16 protein-coding genes are annotated in these 17,411 nt (G+C 46.7%); 9 read left to right on the forward strand and 7 right to left on the reverse strand.

What is annotated here, in order from left to right; all coding sequences use genetic code 11:
• Positions 1 to 147 precede the first annotated feature (147 nt).
• On the forward strand, positions 148 to 873 hold the full coding sequence (locus ACXX53_RS16035) for an alpha/beta hydrolase family protein (RefSeq protein ID WP_458569675.1): 726 nt from the start codon (positions 148 to 150) through the stop codon (positions 871 to 873).
• Between the two features lie 703 nt (positions 874 to 1,576).
• Here the strand turns inward: ACXX53_RS16035 and ACXX53_RS16040 are convergent.
• Positions 1,577 to 2,536: an MraY family glycosyltransferase gene (locus ACXX53_RS16040; protein ID WP_458569825.1), complete on the reverse strand. Its 960-nt coding sequence runs from the start codon at positions 2,534 to 2,536 to the stop codon at positions 1,577 to 1,579.
• A gap of 404 nt (positions 2,537 to 2,940) precedes the next feature.
• Positions 2,941 to 3,585: a helix-turn-helix transcriptional regulator gene (locus tag ACXX53_RS16045; protein ID WP_458569676.1), complete on the reverse strand. Its 645-nt coding sequence runs from the start codon at positions 3,583 to 3,585 to the stop codon at positions 2,941 to 2,943.
• A gap of 218 nt (positions 3,586 to 3,803) precedes the next feature.
• Between ACXX53_RS16045 and ACXX53_RS16050 the strand changes: the two genes are divergently transcribed.
• Positions 3,804 to 4,343 (forward strand): NADPH-dependent FMN reductase, encoded by a 540-nt coding sequence (locus ACXX53_RS16050; protein WP_458569677.1) that lies wholly within the window; start codon positions 3,804 to 3,806, stop codon positions 4,341 to 4,343.
• Positions 4,344 to 4,427: 84 nt separating this feature from the next.
• Here ACXX53_RS16050 and ACXX53_RS16055 read toward each other — a convergent pair whose 3' ends face one another.
• The 3 genes from ACXX53_RS16055 to ACXX53_RS16065 form a co-directional block, all read right to left on the reverse strand.
• Positions 4,428 to 4,667, reverse strand: a complete 240-nt coding sequence (locus ACXX53_RS16055; RefSeq protein WP_458569678.1) for an indolepyruvate ferredoxin oxidoreductase subunit alpha — start codon at positions 4,665 to 4,667, stop codon at positions 4,428 to 4,430.
• A gap of 34 nt (positions 4,668 to 4,701) precedes the next feature.
• The gene (locus ACXX53_RS16060) at positions 4,702 to 5,775 is read right to left on the reverse strand and encodes an Mrp/NBP35 family ATP-binding protein (protein WP_458569679.1); all 1,074 of its coding nucleotides are present in this window, start codon (positions 5,773 to 5,775) and stop codon (positions 4,702 to 4,704) included.
• A 263-nt stretch (positions 5,776 to 6,038) separates the two neighbouring features.
• Positions 6,039 to 6,287: a DUF1450 domain-containing protein gene (locus tag ACXX53_RS16065; RefSeq protein WP_458569826.1), complete on the reverse strand. Its 249-nt coding sequence runs from the start codon at positions 6,285 to 6,287 to the stop codon at positions 6,039 to 6,041.
• A 279-nt stretch (positions 6,288 to 6,566) separates the two neighbouring features.
• On the opposite strand from ACXX53_RS16065, the gene ACXX53_RS16070 reads away from it, so the two are divergent.
• The 6 genes from ACXX53_RS16070 (at position 6,567) to ACXX53_RS16095 (ending at position 12,174) form a co-directional block, all read left to right on the forward strand.
• Entirely contained in the window at positions 6,567 to 7,595 is a 1,029-nt protein-coding gene (locus ACXX53_RS16070) for a Gfo/Idh/MocA family protein (protein WP_458569680.1), read from the forward strand.
• A gap of 169 nt (positions 7,596 to 7,764) precedes the next feature.
• Positions 7,765 to 9,117, forward strand: coding sequence for a multi antimicrobial extrusion protein MatE (locus ACXX53_RS16075; RefSeq protein ID WP_458569681.1), 1,353 nt, complete (start codon positions 7,765 to 7,767; stop codon positions 9,115 to 9,117).
• A 170-nt stretch (positions 9,118 to 9,287) separates the two neighbouring features.
• Positions 9,288 to 9,911, forward strand: a complete 624-nt coding sequence (locus ACXX53_RS16080) for a YhbD family protein (protein ID WP_458569682.1) — start codon at positions 9,288 to 9,290, stop codon at positions 9,909 to 9,911.
• A 15-nt stretch (positions 9,912 to 9,926) separates the two neighbouring features.
• A complete protein-coding gene (locus ACXX53_RS16085; protein WP_458569683.1) occupies positions 9,927 to 10,607 on the forward strand; it encodes a hypothetical protein in 681 nt (226 codons plus the stop codon).
• 40 nt (positions 10,608 to 10,647) lie between these two features.
• Positions 10,648 to 11,385: a polymer-forming cytoskeletal protein gene (locus ACXX53_RS16090; protein WP_458569684.1), complete on the forward strand. Its 738-nt coding sequence runs from the start codon at positions 10,648 to 10,650 to the stop codon at positions 11,383 to 11,385.
• 39 nt (positions 11,386 to 11,424) lie between these two features.
• On the forward strand, positions 11,425 to 12,174 hold the full coding sequence (locus ACXX53_RS16095) for an IclR family transcriptional regulator (RefSeq protein WP_458569685.1): 750 nt from the start codon (positions 11,425 to 11,427) through the stop codon (positions 12,172 to 12,174).
• Positions 12,175 to 12,233: 59 nt separating this feature from the next.
• Here ACXX53_RS16095 and ACXX53_RS16100 read toward each other — a convergent pair whose 3' ends face one another.
• Both ACXX53_RS16100 and ACXX53_RS16105 read right to left on the reverse strand, forming a co-directional pair.
• Entirely contained in the window at positions 12,234 to 13,172 is a 939-nt protein-coding gene (locus ACXX53_RS16100; RefSeq protein WP_458569686.1) for a dihydrodipicolinate synthase family protein, read from the reverse strand.
• A 157-nt stretch (positions 13,173 to 13,329) separates the two neighbouring features.
• Positions 13,330 to 14,166, reverse strand: a complete 837-nt coding sequence (locus ACXX53_RS16105) for an AraC family transcriptional regulator (protein WP_458569687.1) — start codon at positions 14,164 to 14,166, stop codon at positions 13,330 to 13,332.
• A gap of 195 nt (positions 14,167 to 14,361) precedes the next feature.
• Here ACXX53_RS16105 and ACXX53_RS16110 point away from each other — a divergent pair, with 195 nt between their 5' ends.
• Entirely contained in the window at positions 14,362 to 17,406 is a 3,045-nt protein-coding gene (locus ACXX53_RS16110) for a glycoside hydrolase family 2 TIM barrel-domain containing protein (RefSeq protein WP_458569688.1), read from the forward strand.
• Positions 17,407 to 17,411 lie beyond the last annotated feature (5 nt).

The raw sequence follows: 17,411 nt of genomic DNA on the forward strand, positions 1-17,411 counted from the left end.
AGGGCTGACTTCGCGGAGGCGGAGTCGGCCCTGTTTGGAATTTATTTAGCGTGGTTGCGTTAAATTGACAGCAAGGAACATGAGAATACTTCATCGAATTAGAAGAATATGTTGGTCTTATACCAAAAAAGGTAAAGGAAGTAGACGATGAGTTTCCAAACAAACATTTGTGGTATTCCATGTTTACAAGTAAATCCTTCAATGAAACCCAAAGGTACTATACTTTTGTATCACGGATGGGTGTCAAATATAAATGATTATTCTTTCTTTGCATCGTTAATTTCAAATTGGGGATATAAGGTTATTGTTCCTGAACTACCGTATCACGGTGAAAGAGGGAATATTGATTATTTGGATACGTTAGTTTTGCAAAAATATTTTTGGAAAGTCATTTTACAAGGCGTTAGGGAAGCAGATGTAATAGTGTCTGAATTGACCAGGATGGATGAAAATATTGGGGTTGTTGGACACTCAACAGGCGGCTTTATATCCGCAGGAGTTTTCTCGAAAAACCCTCGTTTACAAGCTTCTATTGTTATCAACGGTTCTTGTGCATGGGTTAAAGTTGAAGAGTTACTTCGTGAAAAAGACGAAAGGAGTCCAATGACTTCAAATGAAAGACGTACCTTAGAAGAACATGACCCTGCGTCGCACTTAAAATTGGATTGTAATAGAGGAATGCTGCTACTTCATGGCAAGGAAGACACAACAATACCTATCGAAAGTCAAAGGTATTTTACGAAGACAATGTCTAAATACAATATACCTTCAGATTACTTGCAATTAGTTGAGTATTCTAATGTGAACCATCATGTTACAATCAGGATGCTCGAAAAGTCAAAGGAATGGATTGATAAACATCTATGCAAGTAAATGTTCGAGATAGATAAGTTAATTGACTACGTGTATTTGTCACAGACTCTTTTAAAGAGGCGGTCGAGGCAAATGATTTGAAAGGATTCACCTTTGAATTGCTTTGGGACTCCGAAGAGAGTGGCTAAAACGCTTGAATTATCAATGAGAAACAGGTTATTTCCCCGTTACAGCAGGCGAAACTCGCCGTTTAGGTGAGATAACGGGGAATAACCGTGTTACAGAGTCGAGACACTGCAGAGAAGGGAGAGGCCAGAGCGAGCTAACAGGTTATTTCCCCGTTACAGCGGGCGAGACTCGCAGTTTAGGTGAGATAACGGGGAATTACCATGTTACAGAGTCGCGGCCATGCACGGGTGGGAAGTCCAGAGCGAGCTAACAGGTTTTTACACCGTTACAGCGGACAGTGGAGACTGCAGGAGGCAGATGACGGTACGGTAGGACTGGGATAATCTGCAGGCAGACGGCAGCTATAACTGGATAATGCCTATTTATTATCCGCCAATTCTGAGCATAGCACATATTTTCGTTTAAAAAAATGGCGGGATTCCAAGAGATAAGAGAGTCTAACTTATGAGAAGACCTAGGCATAGAATAAAGTACACCACAATCCAAACAAAAAAAGGATAGGAATCAGAAGTCATTCTGAATTCACTATCCTTATTGTTATTCTGGTTCAATTGTGCCAAATGAGCCAGATCACCTAAACCTGCAGCAGTAATAAGATGATCGAGGACAACGAGAAGCACGTTCCGATCAGATACAGGAACATCACGACCTGCTTCTGGCTCAAACCAGCGCGCAGCAAGCGGTAGTGGGCTTGACTCGCGTCAGCCTGATAGATCGCTTTGCCTTGCATTAGGCGGCGGATCACGACAAAGATGTTATCGAAAATCGGTACGCCGAGCGCAAGAATCGGAATGAACAGCGACAATACCGTCGCTTGCTTGAACGCGCCGTCGAGTGCGATAACAGCTAGGATGAAGCCGATAAAGGTTGCACCGGCATCTCCCATGAAGATCCTCGCTGGCGCTCGATTATATCGCAGATAAGCGACCGTCACACCGACTAAGATGATCGCCATGATGGCAGAATTCGTTTGTCCCATCACGAGAGCGACGATAAACAAGGTTGCCGCTGATATAGCGGACAAACCACCTGCAAGTCCATCCATGCCGTCTGTAAAATTGATAACTGTGGTTACCCCGAATATCCATAGAATCGTTAGAATGAATTGCAGCCACACCGGCAGCAATATATAAGTTTCCGTGAACGGGTTGAAGAAACCTGTAAATGCGACGCCAGAAGCGAATACGAGAACTGCTGCGGATACTTGAACGATCAGTTTAGGCAGGGCTGGAAAGTCTTTGCCCTTCGTCTTATACCAATCGTCCAATGTGCCGATCGTCAGCAGCAGAATTCCTCCGAAGAATAGAGCCGCGGTTTCAAGCGTAAATTCACGAGTCAGCAGCAGATAAGTCGCAAAGAATCCAGCAAATATCGCATAGCTCGCTGTCAGCGGGATCGGTTCTCGATGAATCTTGCGCTCAGCATCTTTCCTAGGCTTATCCACAAAGTCAAGACGGAATGCTATTCTCCCTAATGGTGGGATCAATAAATATACTATTATAAATGAAATAAGAAAAGCCAATGCATAAATCAATAGTTTCACCGCCAATATTGAAGTATTCAACTAGACACCATTATACGAATAATATGAGATCTTGTCGATTGTTTGCTAGAGTTGTTTCTTTTCATGCTGAAGACCAAAAGGTATTGTCAGCGACTGTCGAAAATCGTGTGATAATGCGAAAAAAGCTGATTGTATCAAGGTTTTTTTGGAATGGTATGCACTTGAAGAGGGGGCATGTACGATAAATCGTACATAGAAAGCTTAAATAAAATTTAGCAGCTGGGAAATCGAGGGAAACGGCTGTTTGATAGATTCTTGATACTCCCCGTGCAATCAGAAGTTGGAATAGCTGATGGTGTTATCGGTATACTGCGAATAAAAGTATGATGGAAATGAACAAAGCGCCGACTCGTGAGTCGGCGCTTTGTATGTAATTACGAGTTCAGATCATCTTTTTTCTTAATGACATATACGCACTTATTATCTCCCTTAGCAAGACACTCCGTTCGGTGAACATTAGCGTTCAACAAGCTCTCAAACAGATTGAGTTCACACTGGCAGGCATGATTATAATGATTGGCGATCTGCGCGATTGGACAATTATGCTCTTTTAATAAGAATGTATCGTCGCTCTCCTGTTGGAGCTCTACCATATAACCGTTCTCATTTTGTATCTCGGCTAATGTCTGAACTTTCTCGTGCAATCCTTTATTCTCTAATGCTTCTGCATATTTATGCTGGAGTGTTTCCTTGCGGAGGTCAAATAGACGGTTCACCATGCCTTCACCGGCTTCACCCTCTAGCTCGCCAAGCAGATCAAGCGCGACGGTATGATAATTTTTCGGGAAATGACTCTCTGCAAGCTCGGTCAAGCGGTATAAGGCGGTTGGTCGACCCATAGGCTGACGGATTGTGCGAAACTCAATTAATCCGTCCCGCTCTAAAGCGTCGAGATGACGCCGAACTGCCATGCCTGTTATGCCCAGCTTAGCTGTTAGATCTTTAGCGCTAAGTTCTCCATTCGTCTTGAGAAGTTGCATGACTTGCTTGCGAGTGGAAGAGCCAGATGGCTGCTGCACAACCAATCACCTCACTAGTTCACATGATCGTGTATGCTTGTACTCTAAACATGTGGAAATTATACATTTCATTGTATGAAGCAAATGTTACAAAGTCAACATATATGTATAAATAGTTTAGTACCTATTGTGGTATCATATTGACAAAACTTAGTAGCAAGCAGATAATTATTATATATAAATGTATAATAATTATACTATAGTGCAGGAGAGAGAACATGAAACTACTCGGTATTTCAGGAGCGATTGCAGGCTCGAAGACACGAATTGGCATTCAGAGTACACTTGATGTTGTGCGCAGCAACTATCCCGATATTGAAGTGGAATTGTTGGATATGAAGGATTATGATGTTCAATTTTGCGATGGTCGCAATCCATCTACGTACACAGGGGATACCCAGACGGTCATTGAGAAGGTGAGCTCAGCGGATTTCTACCTGATCGGGACGCCTATATACCAAGCATCTATGACTGGTGTACTCAAAAATTTGTTTGATCTGGTGCCAGTATCCGCATTTCAAAATAAAGTGATCGGTTTCTTGGCCAATGGGGGAACGTATCAGCACTATCTTGTGATCGAGAACCAGTTGAAGCCGATTGCGGGCTTCTTCCGAGCTTTCGTAGCGCCGAGCTATGTATATTTGCACGATTCACACTTTAATGAGCAGAGAGAAATTGTTGATCCAGAGGTGCTGCAGCGTATCGACAAGCTTGCGCATGAGCTGGTATTCATGCAGACACGATTGATGACTTCATGATGCATAGCAATGAAGAAGGGGCTTGCCCTATAAGTAGAATGGCTACTTATAGGCAAGCCCCTTGTCGTTTCAACGTATAAGTGCTTATTTTGAAGCAAAAAAGTCACGTGCTTTTTGAATGAAGATCTTCTCGTCATCCTTCAGATCATCTTCCCAAGCAATTGCGCCTACCGGACAAGCGGCTTCGCAAGCGCCGCAATCGATGCAAGTGTCAGCATCGATATAGAATTGATCCGGACCTTCTTCGATACAGCTAACCGGACATACATCTACGCAATCCGCAGCTTTTTCATCTTGGCAACCTGCAGTAATAACAAATGCCATGTCTCCTCAGTCCCTTTTCAAAATATTTGTAGTACTAAAAATGATGTATAATTTGCTGTGCCAATTCCTCGTATATGACTCCGTTTCGAGTATCGGATTCATACACAGATGGGATAAACTCAGCTTCAGCAACGTTCGTATCAGGTGCGGAGATCGGTATCTGAGCGAGCAGCTTCGTCTGCAATTGCTCAGATAATTGAGTACCGCCGCCCTGGCCGAAGAGGTAATGCCTCTTCCCGCAATCATCCTCAAAGTAAGCCATATTCTCAACGACTCCCAAGATGTGATGATTCGTCTTCTGAGCCATTGCGCCTGCACGGGCAGCAACAAAGCTAGCTGTAGAGTGCGGCGTGGTTACAATGATCTCAGAGCATTGTGGTATGTTCTGATGCACATATAGCGGAATATCACCTGTACCTGGCGGTAAATCTATTAATATATAATCAAGTGCAGGCCATTCTACTTCATTCAAGAAAGTGGAGAGCATCTTGCCTAGTAATGGTCCGCGCCAGATGACGGGACTGTTGGAGTCAACAAAGAATCCTGTTGAGATAACGTGTACTCCCATGCGTTCCACCGGCACAATTCGATTGTTCTCTTTCATAGGCTTCTCCGTGATGCCCAGCATGTCTGGAATGCTGAAGCCGTAAATGTCTGCATCGATGATGCCGACTCGTTTGCCTGCTCGGTGCAAAGCTAACGCAAGATTAACCGTTACCGTGGATTTGCCAACGCCACCTTTGCCGCTTGCAATCGATAGAAATTGAACTCCTGATTCCGGATTAAGCAGAGGCGATTGCTTCTGAACAGGTTTAGGAGGCGTCGCAATCGGTGTGAGCCTGCTTGCAACGATTCGGTCCTTCTCATCCTTCGTGATCAGCTTGATGCGGACATGCACATCCTGTACGTCAACTCTGTTCAGAGCATCCGTGATAGCTGAGCGGTAAGCTGCCTGCTTGTCACTGTCTTCTTCCTTCATAAGCATCGTCAGTGCAACAGACTGCTCACGTATCAAGACGTCACGAATCAGCCCGATATCAACAAGGGGCTTCTCGTATTCTTCGTCAATTAGTTGAGCGATAGCTTTCTGAATGCGTTCTGTTTGCATTAGGTTCACCTGCAGTTCATGCACTTCAAGTAATGAAGCGGGGATGATGTGAATTCATTCTTATACTGGAGTATAAGGTATTATAATCATACCATCTTGAAAAATATGGTATGACTTCAGTGTAATCAAAAGCAAAATTTTAGTCAATAAAATAGCTATGAAATGTATAGTCAACAGATCTTATCATAAGGGTCAAACGATAGAATCTTATGTGAATATCGTGAAGCTCATATACCTCATATATATGGCTCGTATCTGGCATCTTATACCTCATTAAGAGCCGCCAACTCTGCTTCGATAGCCGCTTTAATAAGCTCAACACACTCTTCTATCGTTTTTCCGCTGATCCGTTTGCCATTGACGATCGCGTAGGGGCGCATCTTGCATAGCCCGCAGAAGCCAAGACATTCAGTTCTTAATACAGCAACTTCCGGATACTTCAGCTCCAGTTCCTCCAAATGATATCCCGCAAGCCAGTTATTCGTACATATTTCCACTACAATAATACCGATCTTAAACACCTTCTCCTTTGGTTAAGGACTTGCTGAATTCCAATAGTTTTATTATTAAATATTTAACTTTGAAGATCAACCTGTAAACAGAGGAAATCTTCCGTTCGAGGAATAGTCTTTCACTTTAGTGTACGGTATATGTGCATATGCATGGCATGATAAGAGGCGTACAATCCTCTTTTCATACTCTGGCTCTAGGGGATTGAAGTTCAATAGGAACTCTTGTACACTTGCCAATGAAGAGCATTCATGTACCAGCGTAAAGGAGAATGATTGAGCATGAGGAAGAAGAGGGTAGGCATAATCGGTTGTGGCAATATATTTCCGATGCATGCGGCTTCAGTGCAGCTTAGTGGAGCGGCTGAAGTGGTTGCAGTCTGCGATGTGATCGAGGAACGCGCGAAAACGGCAGCTCAAGCTTACAATTGTGACTATTATTTAGATTACAATAGGATGCTGGAAGAAGCGAAGCTCGATGTTGTTCACGTATGCACCCCGCATTATTTACATGCTCCGATGGTCATCGCCGCTGCTAGAGCAGGCAAGCATGTCATAACCGAGAAGCCGATGAGTATCACGGTTGAAGATGCAGAAGCAATGATTCAAGCATGTGAAGATCATAACGTCACGTTCGGAGTCATCTTCCAGAATCGATATAACCCAGGCTCGCTGCTTATTAAGAAGGAACTGGAATCTGGTCGATTGGGGCAGGTCTTAGGCGCCAGATGCTCTGTAACGTGGAAGCGTACGGATGAATATTACAGCCAGGATGACTGGAGAGGGACATGGGAGCAAGAAGGCGGCGGCGTCATTATAAACCAGTCTATACATACACTAGACCTGATGAGATGGTTCGTCGATGATGAGCTCGACTTCGTCAGCGCCAATATCTCCAATCGCACCCATGAGCATATAGAAGTGGAAGACTGTGCAGAAGGGATCATTTCCTTTAAAAATGGTGTGGCCGCCTCGTTCTATACGATGACCTATCACAGCTGCGACGCGCCGGTGGAAATAGAATTGCACTGCGAGAACGGTTATGCCAGAGTCTATGGTGACCGTGGAACGGTTGAATATCACAATGGAACTACACTATCCGCTGATAAGGACCCGAACGAGACTATGGATTATGGCGCAGGCGTGAAGCAGTACTGGGGCATTAGCCACAGCAAGCAGATTAAGGACTTCTATCATTCGATTGATACAGGTAAGAAGGCAGCGATTGATGGGTATGAAGCGATTAAAACACAGAAGCTTGTCGCAGGCATCTATGAATCAGGCAAAACGAACAAACGCGTATATTTATAGAAAATAAAAGTCAAATAGATGTTAACTGAGGAACAGCAGTTTAAGGGTGTAATTGCCCTGAGCTGCTGTTTTTTATGGTAGGCAGCTTTTCAAACTTTATATTGTAAATAGATGGGAAACAGAGATAATATAATTAACATCTTACATCATCTGAAAGGAATGTGGCATCATGACACGGGTCGGGAACGATTATGTGGATAGCGTTCATCAGAGAACGACAGTACCTTTGAAGCAAATCATGGCGTTTTTTATACCGCTCGGCATATCGGCCAGCCTCGTGTCCTTATCGCATCTCATTATTAATAGTACGTTGGCGCATGCCCCGAGCCCTGAAATAACGATAGCTGGTTATTCCATTGCTTCAAGCCTATTTACGATCACGGAACGTCCGGCCGTGTTTCTGCGCCAGACTTGCTCTGCGCTTGCGGAAGATCGGACAGCCTTCCGATCCGTGGGCAAGATTGCCGGTATCATCCTACTCGTTACGATGGTGGTCGGATTGTTTATCTCTTATACTCCATTGGGACATAGAGTCATAAGCACTGTATTTAATGTAGACGAAGCACTGATGGTCGAGGTGCTGAGCTCGTATTCAATATTAATCTTTGTCACGATATTCTCGGCGATAAGATGCCTGTATCATGGAATCATCATTCGCAATATGCAGACGAAGTGGCTGACGATCGGGATGATCATACGAATCGCGGGAATGTATGCGGCGGCGCTAGTCTTTATGAACGGAAATATAACGATCGGCGCGTACACAGGAGCAGTTATCTTTCTCGTGGGGATGATGATCGAAGCCATCGTCAGCATATTCGAGGGGCGGAGAATACTCCGACATATTCCAGAACGCTCCATGCAATCTAAGGTGCGAACAATGAAGGATGTATTTCCATTTTACCGTCCACTCTTGGTAACGTCATTTATCTCCGTCATTATCGGTCCGTTCATTAATGCCTTGCTCGGCAAGACTGCGGATATTGAGCTTGCGATCTCATCGTATTCTGTCGCACTAAGTATTACATACGTGATTATCACATTCTTCGGGTATGTGCATCAGATTGTGCTTAATTTCTATGAGAAGGATCCTAGAGCTGTAAGGCGGTTTGGACTTATGTTCCATGCGATACCAGCCGTTCTGATCAGCTTGGTTGCCTTCACACCGATAGGAGAATGGCTCGTAGGCAGCATTATCGGAAGCAATGGCAGATTGCTGGAGGAGAGCCTGCGCGTGCTTGGCATATTTGTAATATTGGCGCTCGTATTTCCTTGGGTGGACTATTTCAATGGCTTGGTTATGCTTCGCAAAGAGACGCGCTTGATGATGTATTCGCAGATCGGCAACGTGACGGTCACGATCTCCGTTATGCTCCTATTGATTGTCGCAGTACCGCAGTGGAACGGTGTGCTGGGCGCTTTAACGCAATCTATTGGAACGTTAGGCGAATTGATTGTGCTTATCTTGCTTACTCGCAGAATGGATAAACGGCAAGCACATAAGCAGTCGCTTGGGCTCTGAGGCTGACTATCGAGCTATAAGCAGGGATGATCGAACGGTCGATCATCCCTTTTATTGTTTACGATGAGAAAGACGCATACTATGGATAAAACACTGTTGCACTATCGGTGTAACAATGTTACGATGTATGCATAACAATGTTGCACTCAAGAGTGAGGAGGTGCATGAAGATGGAAGAACCGTTAATATCCAAGAAGGAATTGCTCGAGCTGACAGGAATCTCGTACGGTCAATTATATCGCTGGAAGCGCAAGGACATCATTCCGGATGATTGGTTTATTCGGAAGTCGACGTTCACAGGGCAAGAAACGTATTTTCCAAAACGCAAGATATTAGAACGCATAGATAAGATTGTCAGCATGAAGGACAGCTTGTCACTCGATGAGCTGGCTGCTGTGTTTTCCTTGAGTCCCATTAACACCGCACAGCATAAGTCAGATCTCATTCAGCGAGAGATTATATCGCCTAGAGCGCTTGATCTTTATATCTCGCAGATGGGTGATGCAGAGGCATTTACCTTTGAAAAGGTTATTTACATGTATTTGCTTGATCAGGTATTGGCGATGGATGCCGTTGATCTGACGGAAGGCCGCGATCTGCTCCTGTTTCTCAATGAGAAGTACACCCATTTTCAAGGGAAGGCATGCGATCTCCTTATCATTCGTAAGCTGAATGTAACAACATTCATGCTCATCTCTAGTCCCCATGAGCTGTACGTAGACAGCGCTGCGCAAGTAATCGCTCAGCTATCTGTGTCAGGGTGCCTGGAACAATTGAAAGCAAAACTTACTTAAAGTGGAGGAGTTCATATGACGGATCATATGTTGGGAGATAACACGATCAGCGGGATCGGGAAGATATATGGCGGCGAATTTAATCGCGTGACGATTGATGGAGTTGCGGAAGTAACCGGCGATGTCACATGCAATCTGTTTGAATGCAACGGCAAGGGCAAAGTGAAGGGCAATATAGCAGCGAAGTCCATCCACGTACAGGGACTATGCAAGTTCATGCATGCCGTTCAAGCGGAGCAGATTCGTATTGATGGCAGCGCAACGATGGAAGAGAGAACTTCTGCTGAGAAGATTGAAGTGAATGGCGCAATTTCCGTTGATGGAGATTGTCAGGCGGAGGAATTTGTAGCTCATGGAAAGGTCGATATATTCGGCTTGCTTAACGCGGAGAAGATCTATCTCGAGTTTGTTGCCAAGTGCAAGGTGGGCAGTATGGGCGGAGAAAGCATAGTGGTAAAACGAGGCAAGCAGAAGCATGACATCATGAACAAGATGATCTCGTCGGTATTTGGTAATCCTCAGCTGCTGGTCGACACGGTCGAAGGTGATCGCATTGCGCTGGAGAATACGAAGGCCAAGACCGTACGAGGCAACAGCGTCACGATTGGACCAGGCTGCGAGATCGATCATGTTGAATATCATTCCGAGCTGTTCGTAGACGATCGTGCTCGTGTATATAATCGGATAAGAATGTAGCGGGTAACTATTTATCTAACATGGAAAGAGAGGCAATATAATGGCACAGCATGCGAAGCAAGATCTCAAGATTATAGGCTCCTCAAGCTCGCCTGGAGGGGCATACCAGCAAGCTAAGATCACGGGTGACGGAACGATTAATGGGAATCTGGATTGCAGCCTGCTCTCTTGTACGGGCAATGCCAATGTAAAGGGTGCGTTAAGTACGCAGGAGATGAAGGTGCGTGGAAACCTAAACGTACTCGGAGAGCTCATTGCTGGGAAGCTGATGATTCAAGGCCAGTCCGACGTTGCGGGCGACGCGAACTTTAGAGAGGGCAGTATCAGCGGCATGATGACCGTTGGAGGATGCCTGCGAAGTGAGCGATTGAACGTAAAAGGTGGCCTTACAGTAGAAGCGAACTGTGCGGTCGAGACTATGGATGTAGCGGGTTCCTGCAACATTAAGGGGCTGTTGAATGTTGGGCGTCTCGACATGAGTGTGAACTGGCCGAGCGAAGTGAGAGAAATCGGCGGTGAATGGATTCAAGTTCGCAAGGGCAGCATGCTTAAAAATCTGATCTCCTTTCTGCCAAGCATCATGAAGGTTATGCCTGATGCTAAGCTGAAATCGGACATTATTGAAGGCGATCGGATTAGTCTTGAGCATACATGTGCAAACGTCGTACGCGGCAATGAAATCACGATTGGACCGGGCTGTGAGATCGGGCGGGTAGAGTATCGGACCCATTTTACACAGGACCCAGACAGCAGAATAGCTGAAGTCGTTCGAGTATAGTACGGCAAATGATCGGCTAATAGAGGATAGGTGCAGGATATGACACGAAAGTATTGGGTGCCCGCGTTGGAGCGCGGGCATGAAGTATTGACTTGTATCGCGCGTAATCCTTCGAAGCTGAGGTTGATTGACCTGTGCGCGGCAACAGGGATTAATAAGAGCACGATGTTCTCGCTGCTGCATACGATGGAGTCGTTGGAGTGGGTTGAGCGTGAGAAGGGTGATACGTATTCATTAGGCTCGACCTTCGCGTATCTCGGCAACGCTTATTTCTCCAACATGGACGTCGTGAAGCTTTTCATGCAGCATGCTGCGGCGGCGGTAGCTGTTGTTGGCGAAACAGCGCAATTGGCGCGGCTTGAAGGAGACCATGTCGTCTACCTTGCTAAGGTGGAAGCGCCAACTCCAGTTCGTTTGCTCTCGGAGCCGGGAAGGCGGATTCCAGCTTATACTACGGCATTAGGTAAAGTACTGCTTGCTGCAAGAGAAGATGCAGAAGTGGAGCGCTTATATCGCGATCAAGCCTTCCTTCCGTTGACTAGCAACACGTTGAAGGATGTGAACGAGCTGCAGCAGCAGCTGGCGTGTATACGAGAACAGGGATATGCTGAGGATCTTGAAGAAGTGGCAGCGGGATTCTGCTGCTTGGCGGTGCCTGTTACCGATGTATTCGGGCGCGTTCTTGCAGCGGCAAGCTTCTCGATCCCGATCGGACAATGGGACGCGAAGAAAGAGCTGGCGCGAAGCGAGCTCAGTCGCTTGGCGGTGCAATTGTCTTCTCTCTTATAAATCGAACAAGGGTCGTGCTGCATGAAGATGTTCATGCTGGCGCGACCCTTTAGTTTGAATTAGAATACAGGCACGAATTCTGGTTCTGGCGTGTTACTCATCAAGCCCGCTTGCGAAAGAATTCTATGAAGCTCAGCCTTCTTGCTCTCAGGCAACGGCAGTGCAGGAGCCAACACCTGTGTGGAAATGTCCAATCCGCGCATGCGAATGGCTTCCTTCACGACGTTGACGAATGGCGCATCGAGCGCGTACATGTAAGGGATGTACGCGAGCTTACGCTGAATCTGCATAAGCTCATTCATGTCTTTCTTATGGAAGGCGTTCCAGATGCCAAGCGTCAGTTCAGGCGCAAAGTTCGAACTTGCCGGAATTGCGCCGTCTCCACCAAGAATGAGTACATCAGCTAGATACTCATCATAACCCGCAAATACCGAGAAGTCAGGACGAACGGACTTCACTGTATGTATCATTTCACGCATATGCGCAAGCCGGTCAACGGTATCCTTGATACCTACAACATTCGAATAAGTCGTTGCAAGACGTTTAACGAATTCAGGAGTCAGATCTTGACCCGTCAGCATCGGAAAGTTATACAGCATAATCGGCAGCTTGACCGAACGAGCAACTCGAGAGAAATGCTCCCATAGCTGTGCCTCACCTAATGTATAGTAGGAAGGATTAATGACGATAATTCCGTCCGCACCTTCATTTTCCGCATATCTAGACAGCTCTTCCACTTCGTCTGTGCTGTTAGCTCCTGTACCGATCCATACAGGCACGCGCTTGCCTACGGCTTCAACTGCGAAGCGGGTAACTTCCTTGCGCAGATCCATCGACATGTTGGCGAATTCGCCTGCGGTACCCATAAAGAATAAGCCGTGAACACCTTGCTTGATCAAGTGTTCAATGAGAAGGGTCATCCCTTCGCGGTCAAGTGTCATATCTGGTTTGAATATAGTTGAGACTGGCGGCATAATACCGCGCATTGGCAGGTTCACTGTACTTCACTCCTATCCATGATCTGATTTCATCGTAAAATGGAGGCAATCAAGGGATGTATGACAAATGTCACACTCTACTTCGAATAATAAACTAGGTTTAGTATACTAAACTCAACTATCACGTGGGCATGCCCTCTTTAATCTGAGCTGCTTCTCATCGCAGCCAATTCAGTTTGCGGAAAGTCTCCGGCGTCATGCCTTCATATCGCTTAAACAGCGTGCTGAAATATCCCGGTGTCTCGAATCCCACCATCCGCGCGATCTCGCCGATTCTGGCGTCAGGCGACTGAAGCATCATTTCCTTGCTCTTATGAATGCGCAGCTGGTTCAAATACTCAACAGGCCGTTTATTCAATATTCGACGAAACAGCAAGCACAGATGCTGAACCGATAAGCCAAGCTGATCCGCCAGCTCTTCTAGTGTAATATCGCGGCTGTAGTGCTGCTCCATATAGTCGAACACAGGCTGCAAGCGAAAATAGCTCTGATCGACAGATGGCTGCTGTACCGTCATATATTTCATCATATCGATCAGAAACGTGTAGACGAGCTTAGAGCCTTCTAAGCCTGCGAGCGGTTTACCCGACAGTGTCAGCGATAACGCATTTTTCATATGATTCACGATTAACTCTTGACTGCTCACGCCGTATACGCCTGAATGGGTCAAGCCAGCGACACGCGCCATTGCTGCTGCTTCTCTTCCCGAAAATGTGATCCAACATACCTCCCAAGGAGATTGTATGCTGCTGTAAGCATGCGGTTCATCTGGGTACAGAAACATCCCTGTTCCAGGCTTGACGCGCGCGGTGTGTCCGTTGACCCTCAATTCTCCCTCGCCAGACAAGCAGTGCAGCCATTGATACAACGGGTATCCATCCGGTCTATCAACCGGGTCCTGGTTCTCCCAATGCCCGGCGCCTGCCATATATATAGGAAGCTTGGCCTCCGTATCCGATTGCATAAGAAATCCGAAGGTGTCCCTCATTCTCATCTAACCTCATTTCTACTAGAATACGAAAATCGTTAAATAAATACGAAAATCCGAATCTATAACTACATGTTCAACAGCGTTATAATTCTATATATAATACCAGATGCATGCACCAGTTGCAGTTCTATTTGATAAGAAAATTGTTTAATTCCTTTTCAAATGCACGGTGTCTGCTATTAGGAGAGGTGCTACTAGATGACGATTCAAGCTTATTGGGAAGATCCGCAAATGCTTCAACTGAACCGTGAACGTCCGCGCTCCGCTTACATTCCTTATGGTGATGTGCAAGCAGCAAGCGCAGGCAAGCGAGGCCGCTCGCCCTGGTTCCAAACCTTAAACGGCAATTGGAAATTCCAATTTCATCCGCGCGCGAAGGATGTGCGGGACGAGTGGGTGGATTGTACATACGATGTAAGCAGTTGGAATGATATGATCGTTCCTTCTTGTTGGCAGGTGCAGGGCTATGACCAGATGCAATACACGAATGTTAATTATCCATTTCCATATGATCCGCCGTATGTTCCAGACAACAACCCTGCCGGTCTATATGTGCGAGAGTTCCAGATTGGCAGCCAGTGGCAGGAAAAGGATAAGTATATCGTATTTGAAGGCGTAAACGCTTGCTTCTATGTGTGGGTAAACGGCAGCTTAGTCGGCTACAGCCAAGGCAGCCGCGTTCCGGCGGAGTTCAACATCTCATCATATGTACGCCCAGGCAAGAACCGCATCGCGGTAATGGTTATCAAATGGTGCGACGGCTCCTACCTCGAGGATCAGGATCAGTGGCGCTATACGGGCATTTTCCGTGATGTGTATATGCTGGCACGCGATCATGCACACATTCGCGACGTGTTCAACCGAGTCGAGCTTGCTGATGATTATGTCGCAGGAACGATTAAGGTGGAGATTGAATCTGTTGGCTCGACTCAAGTTAAGGTTGAGTTGAAAGACCGTGAAGGCAAGAGTTTATCTATTCAGGAAAATGTCGTGGACGGGGCGCATACGTTTGAGATTCAAGTGTCACAGCCAGTTCTGTGGAACGCAGAGCATCCGTACTTATACGATATCGTATTGACTAGCGGTACGGAAGTGATCCTGTTCAAGACAGGCTTCCGTCGTATTGAAGTGGTTGACGGCATATTTTGTATCAATGGCCGCGCGGTGAAGCTCAAGGGCGTGAATCGCCATGATTCTCATCCAGAGCTCGGTCAGACGATCCCGCTGCAGCATATGATCGATGATCTCCTGCTGATGAAGCGGCACAACATTAATACGATTCGGACATCGCACTATCCTAACGATCCGCGATTCCTTGATCTGTGCGATCAATACGGCTTCTACGTTGTAGATGAAGCAGACCTTGAATCGCATGGCGACGTGTTGTGCTACACAGACAAGGGACTTCAGAGGCTGCCGGAATGGAAAGAGGCGTTCTTGGATCGGCAGATTCGAATGGTAGAGCGGGACAAGAACCATGCCTGCGTCATCATCTGGTCGCTTGGCAATGAGTCGAACTACGGCCAGAATCATGTCGCGATGGCGAATTGGACTCATGAACGTGATCACTCTCGCATAGTGCATTATGAGGGAGCTTGCTGGGATTCAGAGCATCGATTCGATCAGAGTGCTCTGGGCATCGAAAGCCGCATGTATATGTCGGTACCAGGTCTTGAAGAATATGCGCAGGATGAAGCGAATACGAAGCCGATGTTCTTGTGCGAATACAGCCATGCGATGGGCAACGGCCCAGGGGATCTGAAGGATTACTGGGACGTAATTGATGCCTATCCGAAGCTGATGGGCGGCTGTGTATGGGAATGGGTGAATCACGGTATCAGCACATTCACGCCTGAAGGCAAACCATTCTACGCATACGGAGGTGACTTCGGTGAAAAGCCGCATGACGGCAACTTCTGCCTCGACGGTCTGGTGTCGCCGGATCGCAAGCCGCAAATTGGCTTGTTGGAATTGAAAGAGGTCTATGCCCCAGTACGGATGCAAGCGATGGACCTGTCGAGCGGCAAGCTGAGCGTAACGAATCGCTATGACTTCAGCGATCTGTCGAAGATGGATATTCGCTGGCGAATCGAATCCCAAGGTGTGCTGCTGGAGCAAGGTCACATGGCCGCGCCTGCAATAGAGCCTCACGGCGAAGCTGTGATTGATCTGGGATATTCATTGCCTCATGTGAATGGACCATTGGATCTGACCGTTAGCTGTGTACTGAATCAAGATACGGTATGGGCTGAAGCCGGTTATGAGCTGGGATTCGAGCAGTTTGTGCTGAATGCGACAGCTGAAGTAAGTTCTGAAGATGCTCTTTCCACTGATAACGCGACGGATGCTTCTTATTGGAATGCTCACCGAGGCGGCATAAACGCAGCTGAGCATAGAACATGCTTAACGTTAACTGGTTTCGACTTTGAGCATGCGTTCGATCTCAGTCTAGGCGCCTTTACACGCATCTCGAAGCAAGGCGTCGAGATGATCCAAGCACCGGCACTGTTCCAAGTATGGCGCGCGCCGGCGGATAATGATCGGAACGTGCGGCATACATGGTCCGCTCAAGGCTATGACCGCGCGGTAACGAAGGTATACCGCACAGCTTGGAGCCAGATTGACGCGGATGAAGTTCGTATTGAGGTTGAATATTCACTGGGCGGCTACACAACGGCAAGCTTCGTAAGAGGAACAGCAGTGTGGACGGTTAAGTCGAGCGGTGAGATTAAGCTGGCGACAGATGTCAGTGTGCGCGAGGAAAATGAATTCCTGCCTCGCTTCGGTCTGCAGCTCACGATGCCGAAGGGGAATGAAGCCGTTTCCTATTATGGCTATGGTCCACATGAGAGCTATATCGATAAGCGCCTTAGCGCAAAAAGAGGCTTATACCTCACCACTGTGGATGAGATGCATGAAGACTACATCATGCCGCAAGAGAATGGATCGCGCTATGGAACGGAATGGGCAGTTGTAAGCAATCCGCTGAGAATGGGCTTGAAGTTCACGGCGCCAGCGTCATTCTCCTTCAACGCGTCCCATTATACGCCTGCAGATTTGACGGCTGCTGAGCATAATATTGAGCTGACGCGCAGACCCGAAACGATTGTACATCTCGATTATAAGATGAGTGGTGTAGGCTCAAACTCCTGCGGCCCTCGCTTGATCGAAAAGTATCAGCTGAATGAGAAGGCGTTCCGCTTCGAATTAGGCATCATGCCTGTATTTGGAGAAGACGAATAGATCAT

The organism is Paenibacillus marinisediminis (assembly GCF_054343325.1).